This is a genomic window from Nonomuraea angiospora (genome assembly GCF_014873145.1).
GTDB lineage: Bacteria > Actinomycetota > Actinomycetes > Streptosporangiales > Streptosporangiaceae > Nonomuraea > Nonomuraea angiospora.
In genome coordinates this window covers 1,682,969-1,701,200 of the sequence record NZ_JADBEK010000001.1, presented here as the reverse complement: position 1 = coordinate 1,701,200, position 18,232 = coordinate 1,682,969, and the positions used below count along the sequence as shown (strand labels likewise).

Genomic DNA, 18,232 nt, shown 5'->3' with positions numbered 1-18,232 from the left:
GGCGACGCTCTCTCTATCGCAACACTGCAGACAGGGGCACCGCATGGATGCCAGCGCCTCCACCGCGTCCGTACAGCCAGGAGCGGCTCAGGCCGCCAACGTCCCCCATCGCTGGCGCAATCTCGCCGTCCTCTCCGGCGTGAGCGTCGTCGACAACACCGAAGCCGGTCTCATCAACACCGTCTTCCCCACGCTCGCGGCCGCGCTCCGGCTCGACAGCGGTCATCTGGGCGTCATCGCGGCGCTCGGCAAGATCGCCAGCGTTCCGGCCGGCCCGTTCTGGGTCTGGTTGTCCAGCAGGATCGGCCGTCGTGGCGCGCTGGTCGCCACGACGGTGACCGGCGGCCTGTTCGGCATCGCCGCCGGTTTCTCCCAGAACTTCGTCCAGCTCCTCATCTGCTGCACCCTCATGTCCGCCGCGGTGATCGGCGGCTCGCCCATCGCCATGGCCGTCATCGCCGACTCCTTCGCCGACGAGCATCGGGCCCGGGCGAACGGGATCTTCTTCGGCACGATCCAGCTCGCCGCCATCGTCCTCGGGCCGGTCATGGCCGTCTTCGTCGGGCTCGAGGACGGCTGGCGCTGGGCGCTGTGGACCCTCGGCGGCGTCTGCGTCGCAGCCGGCCTCGTCGTGGCCGCCTTCTTCACCGATCCGGGCATCGGGTCCTCCGAGAAGCAGCTCGCCGACCTGGCCGGCGAGGACCGGACGAAGGCGAAGGTCACCGTCGCCTCCGTGGCCGGGCTGTTCCGCATCCCCACCTACACCGTGATGATGGTGAGCCGGCTCCTGTCGGGCCACCTGCTGATCGCCATCTTCGGCGTGCAGTTCCTGGTCACCGAGCGCGGCATCGACAACGCCACCGCCATCCTGGTGGCGCTCCCGTTCGGCCTCGGCTACAGCGTCGCCACGCTGAGCGCCGGATTCGTCCTGCCCCGGCTCGACCGGCTCATGCCGGGCAGGGGGCGCGTCCTGGTCCTGCAACTGGCCCAGATCCTGTTCGCCGTCATCGCCTTCTTCGGCACGCAGTTCCGGTACGAGGCGATCGCCACCTACGCGGTCTTCTGGGCCCTGCTGGGTGCCTGCCAGGGCCTGAACCCGCCGGTCAACCGGCCCATCGTGGCCGGCGTCGTGCTGCCGGAGCTGCGCGGGCAGGCGTACGCGATCTGGCTGACGGTGTTCGAGACCATCGCCTGGGCGCTGTTCTCGCTCATGGCGGGCTCGCTGGCGGCGACGCTCGGCATCCAGGGCGTGTTCCTGTGGGTGCTGGTCATCCTGATGATCGTCAACGGCCTCCTGCTCTCCGTCCTGTACGTCACCTACCCGCGCGACACCGCCCGGGTGGCCCGGCAGCTCGAACTCCGCCGCAGCCAGGCACTCGCGGACTGACGCCCAGTCACGACGTCTCCCGGTGAACCACACCGGCCCGGACGTCGGGCTCGGCCGGGGGCGTCTCCTCCACGCCGAGGGCGTGCAGCGCGCGATGGGCGGCGTACCTGCCCAGACCCGCCACGTCCACGCGCACGCTCGTCAGCGCGGGCACCAGCAGCCGGGCCAGGGGGCTGTCGTCGTGCCCGACCACCGCGAGGCGGCCGGGCACGGCGATCCCCGCGCGCACGGCCGCCCCCACGACGGCGGCGCCGATGTCGTCGTTGTAGGCGACCACCCCGGTGACGCCGGCGTCCACCCAGTCCCGAACGGCATCGGCCGCGGAGCCGTCCTCGCCGGAGACCGTCCGCACGTCGGCGATCTCGAGGCCGAGCTCCGCGGCCCGCGCCCGCGCGAGAGAGGCGCGCAGGCCGGCGAGCAGCTCCAGGCGCGGGTCGTCCGTGAGGGCGACGGCCAGCCGGGCGTGCCCGCGCTCGTGGAGATGGTCCACCTGGAGGGCCGGCCCGGCCCGCAGGGACGGCACCTCGTGCAGCTCGGAGGGCTCGTCGCCGCCGAGAAGCAGCCGCGCGCCCGCCTCCCGGCGCAGGACGTCGAGGTCATCGCGGGGGAGGGGGAGGACCGGGACGACGAGGTCGGGGTCGAGCGTCTCCCACAGCGGGCGGGAACGGCCGCCCGCGTGCCGGGTCCAGGTCACCAGCGAGTAGCCGGCGCGGTCCAGGACGAGGGTCGCCTCCTCCAGGTAGCGGCGCAGGCTGTGCTCCACCGGCCAGTCGGGCAGGATGAACAGGACGATGCGGTTGCTGCCCCGGGCCAGCGCCCTGGCGGCGGCGTGCGGGCGGTAGCCCAGGCGCGCGGCCTCGGCGAGCACCTTGCGCCGGGTGGCCTCCGAGATCGTCTGGCCCGGGGTGTCGTTGATGACGAAGCCCACCGTGGCCCGGGAGATCCCCAGGGACCGCGCGATGTCGCTCGCCGTCACCCGCCGTGCCCGTCCGCCCATGGCCGCCCTCCCGTTTCCCCGATCTGGCACTTGCGCGCGCTAGTGCCCCAAGGTTAGCGTCGCATGGCTGGCAGCTAGCGCGCGCTAGCTTCCGCTCATCCCCGCAGGACAGGAAGGTCACGACATGACCGACGGACGCTCCGTCGTCGAACGGCTCACGCTCGAGGAGAAGGCGCGGCTCGTGTCCGGCGCCAGTTTCTGGACGACCGCGGAGGTGTCGCACGCGGGCGTGCCGGCCGCGCTGCTCACCGACGGCCCCCACGGCGTACGCCTGCAGCGGGCCGGGGTCGATCACCTCGGGCTCGCCGACAGCATGCCCGCCACGGCGTTCCCCACCGCGGCGGCACTGGGCTCGTCATGGGACGACGGCCTCCTGCGCGAGGTCGGGGAGGCGCTCGCGGTCGAGGCCAGGGCGCTCGGCGTGGACGTGCTGCTCGGCCCGGGCGTCAACATGAAGCGCTCCCCGCTGTGCGGGCGCAACTTCGAGTATTTCGCCGAGGACCCGCTGCTGGCCGGCGTCATGGGCGCGGCGTGGGTCGCGGGCCTGCAGTCGCGCGGCGTCGGCGCGTCGGTCAAGCACTTCGCGGCCAACAACCAGGAGACCGACCGCATGCGCGTCAGCGCGGAAGTGGACGAGCGCACCCTGCGGGAGATCTACCTGCGCGCGTTCGAGCACGTCGTCCGCGAGGCGCGCCCGGCCACGATCATGTGCTCGTACAACCGGGTCAACGGCGTGTACGCCTCGGAGAACCCCTGGCTGCTCACGACGGTCCTGCGCGAGGAGTGGGGCTTCGACGGCTACGTCGTCTCCGACTGGGGCGCGGTGCACGACCCGGTCGCCGCCGTCCGCTCCGGCCTGGACCTGGAGATGCCGGGCACCGGCGGCCGCAGCGCCGCCGCCATCGTCGAGGCCGTGCGCGCCGGCGAGCTGAGCGAAGAGGTCCTGGACGTCGCCGTGGAACGCCTGGTGAGCACCCACGAGCGGCTGCGGGAGGGGCGCGCGGACGCGGCGCCAGACTTCGACGCGCACCACGCGCTCGCCCGCCGGGTCGCGGCCGAGTGCGCGGTCCTGCTGAAGAACGACGGCGGCCTGCTCCCGCTGGACCCGGAGTCCGGCGGCCCGATCGCGGTGCTGGGCGAGTTCGCGCGCACCCCGCGCTACCAGGGCGCCGGCAGCTCCCTCATCAACCCGACCCGCCTGGACGACGCCCTGACGGCGATCCGCGCCGCCACCTCGCGCGAGGTCGCCTTCGCGCCCGGGTTCCGCCTCGACGGGGAGCCCGACGCCGCCCTGCTCGCCGAGGCGGTGGAGGCCGCCCGCGGCGCCGCCGCGGTCCTGGTGTTCCTCGGCGAGCCGTCGGAGGCCGAGTCCGAGGGCTTCGACCGCGAGGACCTGGACCTGCCGGAGGCGCAGCTCCGGCTGCTCGAAGCGGTGGCCGCGGTCAACCCGTCGGTCGCGGTCGTGCTGAGCAACGGCGGCGTCGTGCTGACCGGCCCGCTCACCGAGCACGCGGCCGCCCTGCTGGAGATGTGGCTGCCGGGCCAGGCGGGCGGCGGCGCCGCGGCCGACCTGATCTTCGGGCACGCCGACCCCTCCGGCCGGCTGGCGGAGACCGTCCCGCACCGGCTGTCCGACACGCCCGCGCACGTCAACTGGCCAGGCTCGGAGGGCCAGGTGCTCTACGGCGAGCGCCTCTACATCGGCTACCGCTGGTACGACCGCACCGGGCGGGACGTGGCCTTCCCGTTCGGGTTCGGGCTGTCGTACACCACTTTCGCCTACTCCGACCTGGCCGTGCACGTCCCCGACCCCGCACGGGCCGAGGCCCGCGTCGAGGTCACGGTGACGAACACCGGCACGCGGCAGGGCGCCGAGGTCGTGCAGGTGTACGTCAGCGACCCCGTCGCCGGCGTGGACCGTCCCGAACGCGAGCTGCGCGGCTTCCGCAAGGTCCGCCTGGCCCCCGGCGAGAGCGCCCGCGTGACGATCGAGCTCGACGCCCGGGCCTTCAGCTACTGGAGCACCCGGCACGGGCGGTGGGTGGCCGAGCCCGGCGAGTACGGCGTGCACGTCGGCCGCTCCTCCCGTGACCTGCTCCTGGAGCAGCGCGTCCACCTGGACGTGGAGCCGCCGCAGGCCGCGCTCACGGCGGACGGCACGCTTCAGGAATGGCTGGCCCATCCCCGTGGCCGGAAGATCGTCGAGGAGGTCCTGCTGAAGGCCGGGGACGGCGAGCCGAGCTTCTTCACCGACCCGGCCAGCCAGGCGCTGATCGCCCAGATCCCGCTGGCGACCCTGCTCAGCATGGGCGCCTCCCAGGGCGGGCAGCAGCCGCCGTCCATGGACGACCTGCTGCGGATGGCGAACTCCGACACCCCGGCGGGCTGAGCGGTCGGCCGCGCGGCGATCTCCTCGGGAGGAGGCCGCCGCGCGGCCGGACGCGCCCGGCGACCCCTCGCGCGTCGCCGTCGCCTCAGGGACGGCTCGCGGCAGCGATCAGGCTTATGGGGCCGCCTCGCCGCCGGGGGGGGCAGGGCTCATCGCTTGACCGTGACCGGTTTCCAGGCGGTGACGCCCAGGAGGTTCGTGGAGCCGAGGTCGAAGAGCCCGCTGACGTGCTGCCGGCCCGAGCCGGTGGTGACGACGAGCGTGGCGCCGACCGCGGGCGGACGGGTGGTGCCGCCGTAGGTGTTGCGCCACGCCAGGGTGAAGGCGGCCGACCGGCCCGGCCGTACGGTCACCTCCTTCGGCCCGGGATCCTCGACGGCGGTGGTGACCCGCCGGGCACCCCGGTCGATCGTCACCTTCAGCGCCTCGCCGTCCCCGTCCAGGAGCCGGACGCGCGGGTACCCCTTGACCCGCCGCACCGTGTCGCCGCAGTTGGTGAGCGTCACGGTCTGCACGCGCAGCCCCATCGCGGCGTCCGGCGGTCCGGCGTACAGGAGCAGTCCCGAGCCGGCGCAGGACGGGGTCGGCGGCGGGGACCACACCGTCGGCGGCGGCTGGCCCAGGGGGTGACCGGGCGGGAGAGCCGTCGCCGCAGGAGGAGTCGGCGCGGCACCGGCACCATACGCCTGCGCGCCGCAGCCGGCGAGGCAGATCAGGACGGCGGCGGTGACGGGGACGCGCACGGCGGGCGAAACGATCATCGACATCATTCTGCCGTGGGAACTTGAGCCCGGGGTCGTCCAGGGGAGCGAGCAGCCCGGGCAATTCGATTGTTCGAGTCAGCCCTCGGTGTCCGCGGGCCGGTCCTGGTCCTGGTCCTGGGTCTGGGCCTGGCCCTGGTCCTGGTCCGGGCGGTCGTCGCGGGGCGGGGCGCAGCTCTGGCCGCAGCCGCCGAAGCGGGCCGTGTTCACCGGGGTGAAGTCCGCGGCCGGCACGTCCTTCAGGGCGGCCATCATGGTGTCCTTCCAGATCGGCCCGGGCACCGAGGCGCCGGCCACCGCGCCGAAGGTGCGGCCGCCGATCGTGACCCCGGTCAGCTTGTAGCGCTGGGAGCCGCGCGGGTCGCCCAGGCTGACCGCGCCCGCCAGGTCGGGGGTGAACCCGGCGAACCAGGCCGTGGCGTAGCCGTCCGTGGTGCCCGTCTTGCCCGCCGCCGGGCGGCCGATGCCGCCGACCCCGCGCATCGTGCCCTTGGTGAACACGCCGGACAGGACGTGCGCGGTCGCGTCGGCCACCTCCGGGTCGAGCGCCTTGCGGCACGACGGCTCGTACGAGGTCGCCCTGCCGGTGCTCGCCTCCGTCACCTTGGTGATGACCATGGGGGCGCAGTACGTGCCGCGCGCCGCGACGGCCGCGTACGCGGTGGCCACGGTCACCGGGTCCATCTCGTTGATCCCGAGCGTGAACGTCTCGTACTCCTGCAGCGGCCCCTCGTCCGCCCGCTTGATGCCCAGCGACTTGGCCGTCTGAACCGTCTCGCACAGGCCGACCCGCTGCTCCAGCGCCATGAAGAACGTGTTCACCGACCCCCACGTACCGGTGGCCAGCGTCTTGAAACCAGGCGAGCCCTCGTCGTTGGTGACCGTCCAGGACGGGATGCCCATGTTCTGGCCCTTGCAGTTCTTGAACGAGGCGTAGCCAGGGGCGGTGTAGGCGTTGGTCACGCTGATCCCGTCGTCGATCTTCATGCCCTGCGCCAGCGCCGTGATCAGCGTGAACGTCTTGAACGTCGAGCCCGCCTGGAAGCCGATCAACCCGCCGTGCCGCTTGTCCGCCACCGGGTTGTAGGAGATCTCGTTCCGCTTGGCCGAACGGCCGTAGGGGCGGCTGGCCGCCATCGCCTTGATCTCGCCGGTGCCCGGCTCGACCAGCGCCTCGGCGGCGACGGGGTGGTCCGAGGCGAACACGTGCTTCCTGATCGCCGTCTCCGCCGCCCGCTGCGCCTTCGGGTCCAGGGTCGTGGAGATCTTCAGGCCGCCGCGGGCGAAGCGCTGCTTCCTGGCCCGCTCGGTCCTGCCGAAGGCGGGATTGGTGAGCAGCTCATGACGTACGTATTCGCAGAAGTAGGGGTAACGGCTGGCCTGGCAGCCGTTGGGGGCCTCGACGCCCTTGTAGCCGAGTTTCGCCGCCTTGGCGCGCGTCGCCTGGTCCGGCGTGATCCGGCCGAGTTGCGCCATCCGGTCCAGCACCACGTTCCGGCGCTCCAGCAGCAGCGCGCGGGACTGCTTGCCGAGCGCGGGGTCGGTCCTGTTGGGGTTCTGGACGGCGCCGGCCAGGGTCGCCGCCTGGGCCAGGTTCAGGTCGGCGGCCGAGACGCCGAAGAAGCGCCGGGCCGCCGCCTCCACGCCGTTGGCGCCCGCGCCGTAATAGGCGATGTTCAGATATCGGCGGAGAATCTCGTCCTTGGAGTACTTCTCCTCGACGCCCATCGCGTACCGCAGCTCCTTGAGCTTGCGCGCGTAGCTGGCCTCCAGCGCCTTGTTCTTGCCCTCCTCGGTGTCGGCCGAGTTCAGCAGGACCTGCTTGACGTACTGCTGGGTGATCGACGAGCCGCCCTGGGCGATGCCGCCCGAGCTGAGGTTCTTGGCCAGGGCGCGGGCGGTGCCCTCCAGGTCGAGCGCGCCGTGCTCGTAGAAGCGGTAGTCCTCGATGGCGACGATCGCCGTCTTCATCACGTCGGCGATCTGGTCCAGGCGCACCTCCTTGCGGTTCTCGGCGTAGAACTGGGCGATGCGGTTGCCCTCGGCGTCGTACACGACGGAGGTCTGGGCCAGGGGCGGCTCTTCGAGCTGGGCGGGCTTGAGATCAAGCATCTCGGTGGCCGAGACGAACAGGGAGCCTGTGCCGCCCACGGTGGGCAGCGCGATCGCGGCGACCACCGTGCCGGCGGCCACGGCCGCTCCGGTCAGGCGGGCAAGGCTCCACAAGGGGCTCGAAGGGGACATGGGCGTCATGACAGCACAGAGCCATTCGCGCTGTCCAAGACTGATATGCCTTGATTATCGATATTTAAATGGATATCACCGCAGGCCGGAGCGCCGCCGTCCGGGGACGGCGGCGCCCGGCGTCGCGCAGGTCACTCGCCGGTCATCGCGGCATGCATGCGCAGGTACGGCTCGGCGTCCTTCGGCCTGTTCCGGCGCTGCAGCGTACGACCGAGGAGCAGGCAGGCGTACCCCTCCGCCGGGTCGCGCTCCAGCACCAGCCGGAGCTCGGCCTCGGCCCGGCCGAGCTGGGCCGAGTGGTAGTAGGCACGGGCCAGCAGCAGCCGGGCCGCGAGGTTGTCCGGCGCCGCGGCCACCACCGGGGCCAGGATGCGGGCGGCCCCGATGTAGTCCTGCGAGTCGAAGAACCGGCGCCCGCGCCTGTACTCCTCGGCCAGCTTCTCGATCGGCATGTTCACTCCTGTCCGGTGTGCGGGAGGCGCTCGGCGGGGATGACGCCCAGGCGGCCGGCCTGGTAGTCCTCCATCGCCTGAAGGATCTCGGCGCGGTTGTTCATCACGAAGGGGCCGTACTGGACGACCGGCTCGCGGATCGGCTGCCCGCCGAGCAGCAGCACCTCCAGGTTCGGCTCGGCCTGCGGCTGGGCCGGGTCGGCGGCGACGGTGATCGCCCCGCCCTGGCCGAAGACGACCAGTTGTCCCTTGCGCACCGGCGTGCGCTCGTCCCCGGCGTAGCCGTGTCCGGCCAGGACGTAGGCCAGGGCGTTGTAGGCGGGGTTCCACGGCACCTCCAGCCGGGCGCCGGGGCTCACCGTGGCGTGCACCATCGTGATCGGGGTGAACGTGACGCCCGGACCGGCGTGGCCGTCCAGCTCGCCGGCGATCACCCGCAGCAGCGCGCCGCCGTCGTCCGAGGCGAGCAGCGCCGCCTGCCGCCCGCGGATGTCCTGGTAGCGGGGCAGGTGGAACTTGTGCGCCCGAGGCAGGTTGACCCACAGCTGGACGCCGTGGAACAGCCCGCCCGAGACCACGAGGTGCTCCGGCGGCTTCTCGATGTGCAGCAGGCCCGAGCCCGCGGTCATCCACTGGGTGTCGCCGTCGGTGATCGTGCCGCCGCCGCCGTTGGAGTCCTGGTGCTCGAAGATGCCGTCGATGATGTAGGTGACGGTCTCGAACCCGCGGTGCGGGTGCCAGGGGGTGCCCTTGGGCTCGCCGGGCGCGTACTCGACCTCGCCCATCTGGTCCATGTGGATGAACGGGTCCAGCGCGGACTGCGGCACGCCGGCGAACGCGCGCCGTACCGGGAAGCCCTCGCCCTCGAACCCGCTGGGCGCGGTCGTCACCGACCGCACGGGCCGCCGCGCGACGGCCGCCGGGTCGGGTGCGGCGACGCGGGGCAGGGTCAGGGTGTCAGCGGTGATGGCGGGCATGACCCCTCCTGGTTTGTTGAAAATTCAATCGGTTGCTCGCCACAACACACGACCACCGCCGCGCATTCCCGGCCCGCGTCAGGGCGCCGGTCAGCAGAGCTCGCGCATGATGCGCACCAGCTCGTCGGGCCGCAGGGGCGGCTCCGGCAGCGGATGCGCCGCCGGCGCGCGGAACCCGTCGAGGATCAGCGCCAGATGCCGCCGCCACACCTCGGGCCGGACGGCGGCGGTGGCCTCGACCGTGCGGGCGATCCCCCACGTCACGAACACCATGTCCTCCAGGGTGCAGTCCGGCCGCAGCACCCCGGCCTCGTGCGCGCGCTCGATGATCCGCGACATCATCGCGTAGCCGTGAGCCGGGTCGCCGGCCGGAGTGGGCTGCGGGCCCCGGTGCGAGACGAGGTCGTTGTAGCCGCGGTCGGCGGCCTGCAGCTCGCACACCCGCTCCAGGAAGTGCACCAGCCCGCCCCACGCGTCCGGCATCGACAGGGCGTGCTCCGAGATCTGCACCACGGTGGCCGTGCGGTCGGCGAAGACGGCGTCGACGAGGTCGTCGCGGCTCGGGAAGTGGTTGTAGAGGGTGCCGCTGCTCACCCCGGCCGTACGGGCGATCTCGTCGAGGGGGACGTCCAGCCCGCGGGCGGCGAACAGCTCTCTCGCGGCCGTCACCAGCAGGTCGCGGTTGCGCTGCGCGTCTCTGCGCAGCGGTCTGGCGGAGGTCGGCATGCGGTCCATCGTAGGCGAAGTTGAGAACACTCCCAAAGTTGAGAACACTCCCAACTTGTGCGTATGCTTCCAACGCAGAACTTGGGACAACAGTCAAATTCACTGAATGCATTAAGGAGCCATCATGCTCAGAACCCTCGCCATCTTCGGCGCCGGCCCGGTCCTGGGCCTGTCCCTCGCCCGCCGCTTCGGGCGCGAGGGCTTCCGGATCGCGCTCGTCGCCCGGACCAGGGCGAACCTCGACCACCTTGTTGCCGAGCTCGCCCGCGACGGCATCGAGGCGGCCGGATTCACCGCCGACGTCTACGAGCCCGACCAGCTCGCCGGCGCCGTCGCGGCCATCAAGGAGGCGTACGGGCGGATCGACGTCGCCGAGTTCAGCCCCGGCGGCGGGAACATGGGGGAGGGGATCGCGGCGACGCTCGACGTCGACGTCGAGAACGCGCGGTTGATCCTGGACCGGTTCGTGCTCTCGGCTGTCGCGCTGGTGCGGCAGGTGCTGCCCGGCATGGTCGAACGGGGCGACGGCGCGATCCTGTTCACGGCGGGGCAGTCGGGGATCTACCCGACACCCTTCCTCGGCAACGCCGGCATGGCGCAGGCGGCGCTGCGCAACTACTTCCACACGCTCAACGCCGAGCTCGCGGGCAAGGGCGTGTACGTGGGGGCGGTCAACGTGGGGGCGCTGATCGAGGGCAGCGTGCCGCACCAGGGGATCGTCCGGTCCGGGCAGCCGCTCGAGTTCGAGCCGGAGGTGATCCACCCGGACGTCTTCGCGGACGGCTTCTGGGAGCTGTACACGAAGCGGGACCGGGTGGAGACGCTGGTGGGCAGCTTCGGCCAGTAGGTCGGCGAAAGGTCAGGACGACTCGACGGGCAGCCCCGCGGCCGTCCAGTCCTCGATGCCCTCGCGGTACTTGCGCACGTCCGTGTAGCCCAGCGCGGTGAGCCGGTCGGCGACCTGGCCGCTGTTCGGGCACGCCGGGTTGGAGCAGTACGTGATGATCGCGGCGTTCTTGTCGGGCAGCAGCGCCGACGCCTGGGCGTCCACGTCGGCCGGCGCCAGGGGGACGGCGCCGGGCAGATGCTGCTTGGCGTAGTAGGCGCCGCCGAGCGCGTCCACCACGGTCACCGCGCCCGCCTCGACGGCCGCCGCGAGGTCGTCCCGGGTGATCAGAGCGGTCATGTCATGCCTCCAGAATGAGTCGGACTGTGGTCCGGTTACGTGGAAGACGTTACCGGACCACAGTCCGCATTTGCAATCTGAAGGTCTACTTGCCGAATCCGGCGGTCAGGCCGGCCAGCAGCTGCCGGCGGCCCACCACGTACAGGATGAGGATGGGCACCGAGGTCAGGACGACCGAGGCGAGCACCGCGGGCACGTTGATGCTGTACTGGCCCTGGAAGGTCCACAGCGCGAGCGGCAGCGTGCGCTGCTCGGGGCTCTGGGTCAGGATCAGCGGCAGCAGGAACCCGTTCCAGATCGTCAGGGCGTTGTAGATCACCACCGTCACCACGGCGGGCCTCGTCAGGGGGAGCGCCAGGTGCCAGAGCGTGCCGAGCTCGCTGGCGCCGTCGAGGCGCATCGACTCGAACAGCTCCTTGGGCACGTCCCTGATGAAGTTCGAAAGGATCAGCACCGACAGCGGGATCGCGAACGCGATCGACGGCAGGATCAGCGCCATCGGCGTGTCGTAGAGGCCGAGCCGGATGATGATCAGGTAGATCGGGATGATCGTGGCCTGGTGGGGGATGGCCAGGCCCATGAGGAACGCCGAGTTGGTCCAGCGCAGGAACCGCCCCCTGCCGCTGCGGACGATCGCGTACGCCGCCATGAACGACACCACCACGGCGGGCGCGACGGCGCCGACCGTGACGACGACGCTGTTGATGAAATATCGGATGAAGTCCGACTCGATGACCAGCCGATAGTTGTCCAGCGTGGGCTCGGACGGCGGCAGGAGGGGCTTCTCGACGTAGTAGTTGCTCTGCGTCTTGAAGCTGGTGATGACGATCCAGTAGATCGGCACGACCACGACCGCCAGCCAGAGCCAGGCGGCGGCGCCGCCCACCCAGTTGGGGCGGCGGGTCACCCTTTTGGGGCCGGGAGCGGTGTGCCGCGCCGCCGCCTGCGAGGTGTTCTTCGCGAGGGTCGTCGTCATGTCAGGCACCTTCCAGCTGGCTGTGGGTCGCGTCCCGGCCGCCGAGGCGGCGCAGCAGCAGCGCCAGCGCCAGGCCCACCAGGACCAGGATGACGGCGATCGCGCTGGCCGGGCCCATCAGGTTGGCCTGGAAGCCCCTCTTGTACATCTCCAGGGCGAGCACCCGGGTGGCGTCCCCAGGGCCGCCGGCGGTGAGCACGAAGATGAGGTCGAAGAAGACCAGCGAGCCCACGACCATCAGCGTCGAGGACGTGATGATCGTGTACTTGAGCTGGGGCAGGGTGATGCTGAAGAACATGCGGACCCGGCCGGCGCCGTCGATCTCGGCGGCCTCGTACATCGAGCGCGGGATCTGGCGCACGCCACCCTGGTAGATCAGCGAGTGGAACGGGATGAACTGCCACGACACCACGAAGATCACGACGCTGAAGGCGAGGACGGGCTCGCCCAGCCAGTCCTGCACGAGCAGCGGGATCTCCAGCCCGGCGCCGAGCCCGAAGTTCGGGTCGAGCAGCGCCTTGTAGGTGATCGCGATGGCGGCCGAGCTGAGCAGCAGCGGGATGAAGTAGATCACCGAGAAGACCGCGCGGTAGCGCTGGAAGCCGGCCAGGAACGTGCCGAGCAGGATGCTCGCCGGCGTCTGCACCACCCACGACAGCGCGATGACCAGGAACGTCACCCACAGCGCGTGCGGCAGGCCGGGATCGGAGAGCACGGCGCGCCAGCTGTCGAAGCCCGCCGGACGGATCTCGCCGAGCCCGTCCCAGGCGGTGAAGCTGAGCACGAAGACCCCGATGAGCGGGATGACGCCGAAGCCGACGAAGAACAGCAGGGCCGGCACGGCGAGCCAGGCCAGGCCGCGCCCCTGGCCGCCGGGCACGGCGGCGAGGGGCGCGTTTCCCCTGGCGGAGATCGGGGGGACCGTCACTTGCCTATGACCTCGTTGAGGCTCGTGGCGAACTGCTGCGGCGAGATCGACAGCTGGAACAGCTTGGCGATGTTGTCCAGCAGGACCTCGGCCGCGGTCGGGCTGAGCGCCTGGTCCCAGGACTGCTGGAAGGACTTGGCCTTGCTGGCGGTGTCGTAGACGAACCGCTGCCACGTCCCGTCGAGGTCGGTGCCGAACTGCGAGTCGCTGCCCTTGACGATCGGCACGAAGCCGTTGCTGGCCCAGTCCTTGTTCTGCGCGTCGGAGTTCATCTCGGTGGCGAGGAACTTCTTGACGATCTCCTTCTCCGCGGCCGACGCCTTGGAGGAGATCGACATGTACTGGGCCGGGTTGCCCACGGTGTCGCTGGGGTCGCCCTTGCCGCCGTCCACCGGCGGGAAGTTCATGTAGCCGAGGTTGCCGCCCTTGACGAAGTCGCCGCCGGTGTCGCGCATGTTGCCGTACGTCCAGCCGCCGTGCAGCATCATCGCGGCCTTGCCCGTGTACAGCAGCGCCTGGTCGGCGTTGGAGTCGGCGGTGATCGAGGAGAAGCCCTTGATGAAGCCGTTCGCCTTGATGAGGTCCTGCATCTTGGTCAGCGCGTCGATGGCGGCCGGGTTGCTCCAGGCGTCCTTCTCGCCGTCGAAGACGGCCTGGAAGACCTCGGGGCCGCCGATGCGGTCGAAGAGGAACTCCAGCCACATCATGTTCGTCCAGCGCGACTGGCCGCCGAGGGAGAACGGCGCGACGCCCGCGGCGTTGAACTTCTTGACCAGGTCCATGATGTCGCCCCAGCTCTGCGGGGGCTGCGCGCCGACCTTCTCGAAGACCTTCTTGTTGTAGAACAGGACGATCGGCGTCACGGCCTCGACCGGCACCGCGTAGATCTTGCCGTCGACCGTGGCCGCGTTGAAGGAGGACGGGAACAGCTTGTCCTTCAGAGCCGCGTTCTGGTCGAACCAGGACGTGAGGTCGTCGACCTGGCCGGCCTGCACGTAGCTCTTCAGACCGCCGCCGCCCCAGCCCCAGATGATGGTGGGGGCCTCGCCCGCGCCGATCGCCGTCTTGATCTTGGTCTTGAAGGCGTCGTTCTGGAACATCGTGGTCGCGAGCTGGGTGCTCGGGTTGGCCTTGTTGAAGCGCTCGACGGCGCGGGTGCGGATGCCTTCCTGCGGTTGTCCGGTGAGATACCAGTAGGTGGCCTTGCCGCCACCGCCGCCGCCACTCGTGGTGCTGCCACCCCCGCCACCGGCGCCGGCCTGGGTCGGCCCGGAGCCTCCGCAGGCGGTCAGGGCGGCTCCGAGGGGAAGGCCCATGGAGAGGCTGAGGAAGGTGCGGCGAGAAGTTGACCTGTTCTCCACGCTGATCTCCGTACTTGAACGCCGGGGGGTTGGCCGCGCGGCTCGTTGATCGTCGGATGGTGGTGGCGGGCGGCCGGGGACGCGGCGCCTGCCGATGCCGCTCGTCACGTCTCCTTTGAGTGAGCTCGTCGAAACATTTGCGACATACCGCGTGGTCCGTCAATTTAGGTTTCGACCATGGGCCTGTCAAGACCGTCGTATCCGGGAATCTGCCCTTTCGAGCAGCGCGTGTGTAAAGTACTCAGGCGCGGCGTTCATCTGGTCGTCTGTAATCGGGGACGCTTGCTCAAATGCCACTCGACGACATCGAAACATTTCGAAATACTCACGGCGGGAATCGGCACTAAGGAGAGCAGATGACGGCTCTGGATCGGACCCCCGCCATGGACGGCGTGCTCCGCCCGTGGCAGGACCCGGCGCTTCCCGTGGCCGACCGAGTCGAGGCCCTCCTGGCGGAGCTGACCCTCGAGGAGAAGGTCGGCCAGCTCGGCAGCCGGTGGATCGGCAACGACATGCAGCACGAGCCGGAGCAGGACGCCGAGACGCTGAACGTCGCGCCGATGCAGGACGTGTTCGCGGCCTCCGGCACGCTCCCCCTCGACGAGGCCGCCCGGCACGGGCTCGGCCACCTGACCCGGGTGCACGGCAGCGCTCCCGTGACCGCGCGGGAGGGCGCCGCCGAGGTGGTCAGGCTGCAGCGGGCCGTCGTCGAGCGCTCCAGGCTCGGCATCCCGGCCATCGTCCACGAGGAGTGCCTGACCGGGTTCACCACGTACGGGGCGACCGTCTACCCGGCGGCCATCGCGTGGGGGGCGACGTTCGATCCCGGGCTGGTGGAGCGGATGGCGGCGGCGATCGGCCGCGACATGCGGGCCGTGGGCGTGCACCAGGGCCTGTCGCCGGTGCTGGACGTGGTGCGCGACTACCGGTGGGGCCGGGTCGAGGAGACGATGGGCGAGGACCCGTACCTCGTCTCGATGCTCGGCGCCGCCTACGTGCGCGGGCTGGAGGGCGCGGGCGTCATCGCCACCCTCAAGCACTTCGCCGGATACTCCGCCTCCCGGGCGGCCCGCAACCACGGGCCGGTGCCGATGGGGCGGCGCGAGCTGATGGACATGATCCTGCCGACCTTCGAGACCGCCATCGCGCTGGGCGGCGCCCGCTCGGTGATGAACTCCTACTCCGACGTGGACGGCGTGCCGGCCGGAGCGGACCCCTGGCTGCTGACCGAGGTGCTGCGCGAGGAGTGGGGCTTCACCGGGACGGTCGTGTCGGACTACTGGGCGGTCCCGTTCCTGGCCAGCATGCACCGCGTGGCCGCCGACACCGGCGAGGCGGGCGTACAGGCCCTCACCGCGGGCATCGACGTCGAGCTGCCCGACACGCTCGGCTTCGGCCCGCACCTGGTCGAGCGCGTTCGCGGCGGCGAGCTCCCCGAGGAGCTGATCGACCGGGCGGTGCGCCGGCTGCTCACCCAGAAGGTGCAGCTCGGGCTGCTCGACCCGGACTGGACGCCCGAGAAGTCCGTGGCCGGGGCGGCCGGAGTGGACCTCGACTCGCCGGGCAACCGGGCGCTGGCGCGCGAGCTGGCCGAGCGCTCGATCGTCCTGCTCGACGCCGGCGACGCGCTGCCGCTGCCCGCCGGGCCGCGCCGGATCGCGGTCGTCGGGCCGTGCGCCGACGATCCGCGGACGTTCATGGGCTGCTACGCCTTCCCCAACCACGTGCTGCCCCGCCACCCCGCGCTCGGGCTCGGCATCGAGGCGCCCAGCCTGCTCGACGGGCTGCGGGCCGAGCTGCCGGAGGCCGAGCTCGTCCACGAGCGGGGCTGCGAGGTGCAGGGCGAGGACCGCTCCGGGTTCGCCGCCGCGCTCGAAGCGGCGCGCGGGGCGGACCTGTGCGTGGTGGCCGTGGGCGACCTGGCAGGGCTCTTCGGCCTCGGGACCTCGGGGGAGGGCTGCGACGCCGACGACCTGCGCCTGCCCGGGGTGCAGGAGGACCTGGTGGCCGAGCTGGTCGCGACGGGCACGCCGGTCGTCGCCATCGTCGTCTCCGGCCGCCCGTACGCGCTGGGCCGGGTGCACGCGGGCGCCGCGGCGCTCGTCCAGGCGTTCATGCCCGGCGAGGAGGGCGGCGCGGCCATCGCCGGCGTGCTGTCCGGCCGGGTCCAGCCGTCGGGCAGGCTGCCGGTGCAGATCCCGCGCGGGCACGGCGGGCAGCCGGGCACGTACCTGCAGCCGCCGCTGGGCGCCGACAGCCAGGGCATCAGCAACCTCGACCCGACCCCGCTCTTCCCGTTCGGGTACGGCACCTCCTACACCGGCTTCGAGGTCGGCGACCTGCGGATCGGCGCCGCCGAGGTGGCCACGGACGGCGAGTTCGGCGTGTCGGTCAGCGTGCGCAACACCGGGGAGCGGGCCGGCGAGGAGGTCGTCCAGCTCTACCTGCACGACGTCGTCGCCCAGGTCACCCGGCCGGTCAAGCAGCTCACCGGGTTCGCCCGCGTCCCGCTGGAGCCAGGGGCGAGCGCCCGCGTGACCTTCCGGGTGCACGCCGACCGGACGGCCTTCACCGGACGCGATCTGAGGCGCATCGTGGAGCCCGGGGACATCGAGGTGCTCGTCGGCACGTCGGCGGCCGACCTGCCCTGCCGGGGCACCGTACGGCTGACCGGCCCGGCCCGGGTCGTCGGGCATGACCGGCGCCTGGACACCCCCGTGTCGGTCGAGCAGGAAGGGGGAGACGATGCCGTCCAGCTCTAGACGCGCCACGCTGGCCACGGTCGCGGCCTCGGCGGGCGTGTCGGTGGCGACCGTGTCCAAGGTGCTCAACGGCCGCAGCGACGTGGCACCGACCACCCGCTCCCTGGTGCAGTCGCTGCTGCGGGAGCACGACTACGTCGCGCCGGCGCCGCGCCGGGGCCCGGGCGCGGACGGGCCTGTCGCGACGGACACCGTCGAGGTGCAGTTCGACGACGACTTCAGCACCTACTCCACGGAGATCATCCAGGGCGTGGTCGCGGCCGGGGCCGAGCTCGGCGTCGGGATCGTCGTCAGCGTCCGGAAGAAGATCGAAAACCCCGCCGCGTGGGCCCGCGGTCTGGCCGCCGCCGGGCGCCGGGCGCTGATCTGCGTCACGTGCGACCAGCTGACCACCCGGCAGCTGACCGCGCTGTCCCGCGTCCAGCTGCCGCTGGTCGTGATCGACCCGCTCCACCTGCCGCACGCCGGCGTGACCAGCGTCGGCTCCACCAACTTCGCCGGCGGGCTGGCCGCCACCCAGCACCTGCTGTCCCTCGGCCACCGGCGCATCGCCTACCTCGGCGGCCCGGCCACCGCCGCCTGCAACCAGGCCCGCCTGCACGGCTACCGCGCCGCCATGGAGGCCGAAGGGGTGCCGGTGCCGGCCGCGTACACGCGCTCCGGCCACTTCCGCTACCAGGACGGGCTGGAGTACGGCGCGGCCGTGCTCGACCTGCCGGAGCCGCCGACGGCGATCTTCGCCGGCTGCGACGAGAGCGCGCTGGGCGTCATGGAGGCCGCCAGGGCGCGGGGCCTGCGCATCCCGGAGGATCTGAGCATCGTGGGGTTCGACGACACCCAGATGGCCCGGATGGCCTCCCCGCCGCTGACCACCGTCCGCCAGCCGCTGCCCGAGATGGGCGGGGTGGCGGTGCGTACGGCGCTGCGGCTGGCGGCCGGCGAGAAGATCGACTCCCACCACGTCGAGCTGGCCACCGAGCTGATCGTCCGCGCCTCCACGGCGGACGTGACGTGTGCGAAGCGCGCCTGACCGGTTCCGCGATTTTGTCAGGCGCCTTGCAGATATTCCGTAAGGCGCCTTACCAT

At 71.7% G+C, this 18,232-nt stretch carries 15 protein-coding genes; 5 read left to right on the top strand and 10 right to left on the bottom strand.

Annotated elements, in window-relative coordinates; genetic code table 11:
• The first annotated feature begins 43 nt into the window (after nucleotides 1-43).
• Entirely contained in the window at nucleotides 44-1,387 is a 1,344-nt protein-coding gene (locus H4W80_RS07730; protein WP_192784433.1) for an MFS transporter, read from the top strand.
• Between the two features lie 7 nt (nucleotides 1,388-1,394).
• Here the strand turns inward: H4W80_RS07730 and H4W80_RS07725 are convergent, their stop codons facing one another.
• The gene (locus H4W80_RS07725; RefSeq protein WP_225963312.1) at nucleotides 1,395-2,384 is read right to left on the bottom strand and encodes a LacI family DNA-binding transcriptional regulator; all 990 of its coding nucleotides are present in this window, start codon (nucleotides 2,382-2,384) and stop codon (nucleotides 1,395-1,397) included.
• Between the two features lie 124 nt (nucleotides 2,385-2,508).
• Between H4W80_RS07725 and H4W80_RS07720 the strand changes: the two genes are divergently transcribed.
• A complete protein-coding gene (locus H4W80_RS07720) occupies nucleotides 2,509-4,773 on the top strand; it encodes a glycoside hydrolase family 3 C-terminal domain-containing protein (protein WP_192784432.1) in 2,265 nt (754 codons plus the stop codon).
• Between the two features lie 149 nt (nucleotides 4,774-4,922).
• Here H4W80_RS07720 and H4W80_RS07715 read toward each other — a convergent pair whose 3' ends face one another.
• The 5 genes from H4W80_RS07715 to H4W80_RS07695 all read right to left on the bottom strand — a co-directional run bounded on the left by H4W80_RS07715 (nucleotide 4,923) and on the right by H4W80_RS07695 (nucleotide 9,933).
• Nucleotides 4,923-5,534, bottom strand: coding sequence for a DUF4232 domain-containing protein (locus tag H4W80_RS07715; RefSeq protein ID WP_192784431.1), 612 nt, complete (start codon nucleotides 5,532-5,534; stop codon nucleotides 4,923-4,925).
• A gap of 78 nt (nucleotides 5,535-5,612) precedes the next feature.
• Nucleotides 5,613-7,778, bottom strand: a complete 2,166-nt coding sequence (locus tag H4W80_RS07710; protein ID WP_192784430.1) for a transglycosylase domain-containing protein — start codon at nucleotides 7,776-7,778, stop codon at nucleotides 5,613-5,615.
• Between the two features lie 131 nt (nucleotides 7,779-7,909).
• The gene (locus H4W80_RS07705) at nucleotides 7,910-8,230 is read right to left on the bottom strand and encodes a tetratricopeptide repeat protein (protein ID WP_192784429.1); all 321 of its coding nucleotides are present in this window, start codon (nucleotides 8,228-8,230) and stop codon (nucleotides 7,910-7,912) included.
• A 2-nt stretch (nucleotides 8,231-8,232) separates the two neighbouring features.
• Nucleotides 8,233-9,207, bottom strand: coding sequence for a pirin family protein (locus H4W80_RS07700; protein WP_192784428.1), 975 nt, complete (start codon nucleotides 9,205-9,207; stop codon nucleotides 8,233-8,235).
• Between the two features lie 90 nt (nucleotides 9,208-9,297).
• Entirely contained in the window at nucleotides 9,298-9,933 is a 636-nt protein-coding gene (locus H4W80_RS07695) for a TetR/AcrR family transcriptional regulator (protein ID WP_192784427.1), read from the bottom strand.
• A gap of 124 nt (nucleotides 9,934-10,057) precedes the next feature.
• Here H4W80_RS07695 and H4W80_RS07690 point away from each other — a divergent pair, with 124 nt between their 5' ends.
• Nucleotides 10,058-10,780: an SDR family NAD(P)-dependent oxidoreductase gene (locus H4W80_RS07690; RefSeq protein WP_192784426.1), complete on the top strand. Its 723-nt coding sequence runs from the start codon at nucleotides 10,058-10,060 to the stop codon at nucleotides 10,778-10,780.
• 12 nt (nucleotides 10,781-10,792) lie between these two features.
• Here H4W80_RS07690 and H4W80_RS07685 read toward each other — a convergent pair whose 3' ends face one another.
• The 4 genes from H4W80_RS07685 to H4W80_RS07670 form a co-directional block, all read right to left on the bottom strand.
• The gene (locus tag H4W80_RS07685; RefSeq protein ID WP_192784425.1) at nucleotides 10,793-11,119 is read right to left on the bottom strand and encodes a rhodanese-like domain-containing protein; all 327 of its coding nucleotides are present in this window, start codon (nucleotides 11,117-11,119) and stop codon (nucleotides 10,793-10,795) included.
• A gap of 85 nt (nucleotides 11,120-11,204) precedes the next feature.
• Complete coding sequence (locus H4W80_RS07680; RefSeq protein ID WP_192784424.1) at nucleotides 11,205-12,095, bottom strand: carbohydrate ABC transporter permease; 891 nt, start codon at nucleotides 12,093-12,095, stop codon at nucleotides 11,205-11,207.
• A gap of 1 nt (nucleotide 12,096) precedes the next feature.
• Nucleotides 12,097-13,023, bottom strand: coding sequence for a carbohydrate ABC transporter permease (locus tag H4W80_RS07675; protein WP_192784423.1), 927 nt, complete (start codon nucleotides 13,021-13,023; stop codon nucleotides 12,097-12,099).
• Entirely contained in the window at nucleotides 13,020-14,339 is a 1,320-nt protein-coding gene (locus tag H4W80_RS07670; protein WP_192784422.1) for an extracellular solute-binding protein, read from the bottom strand. Before H4W80_RS07670 ends, H4W80_RS07675 begins: the two co-directional genes overlap by 4 nt.
• Before the next feature lie 401 nt (nucleotides 14,340-14,740).
• Between H4W80_RS07670 and H4W80_RS07665 the strand changes: the two genes are divergently transcribed.
• A complete protein-coding gene (locus tag H4W80_RS07665; protein ID WP_192784421.1) occupies nucleotides 14,741-17,146 on the top strand; it encodes a beta-xylosidase/alpha-l-arabinosidase in 2,406 nt (801 codons plus the stop codon).
• Entirely contained in the window at nucleotides 17,130-18,176 is a 1,047-nt protein-coding gene (locus tag H4W80_RS07660; RefSeq protein ID WP_192784420.1) for a LacI family DNA-binding transcriptional regulator, read from the top strand. The genes H4W80_RS07665 and H4W80_RS07660 overlap by 17 nt, the downstream gene beginning before the upstream one ends.
• The last annotated feature ends 56 nt before the right edge of the window (nucleotides 18,177-18,232 follow it).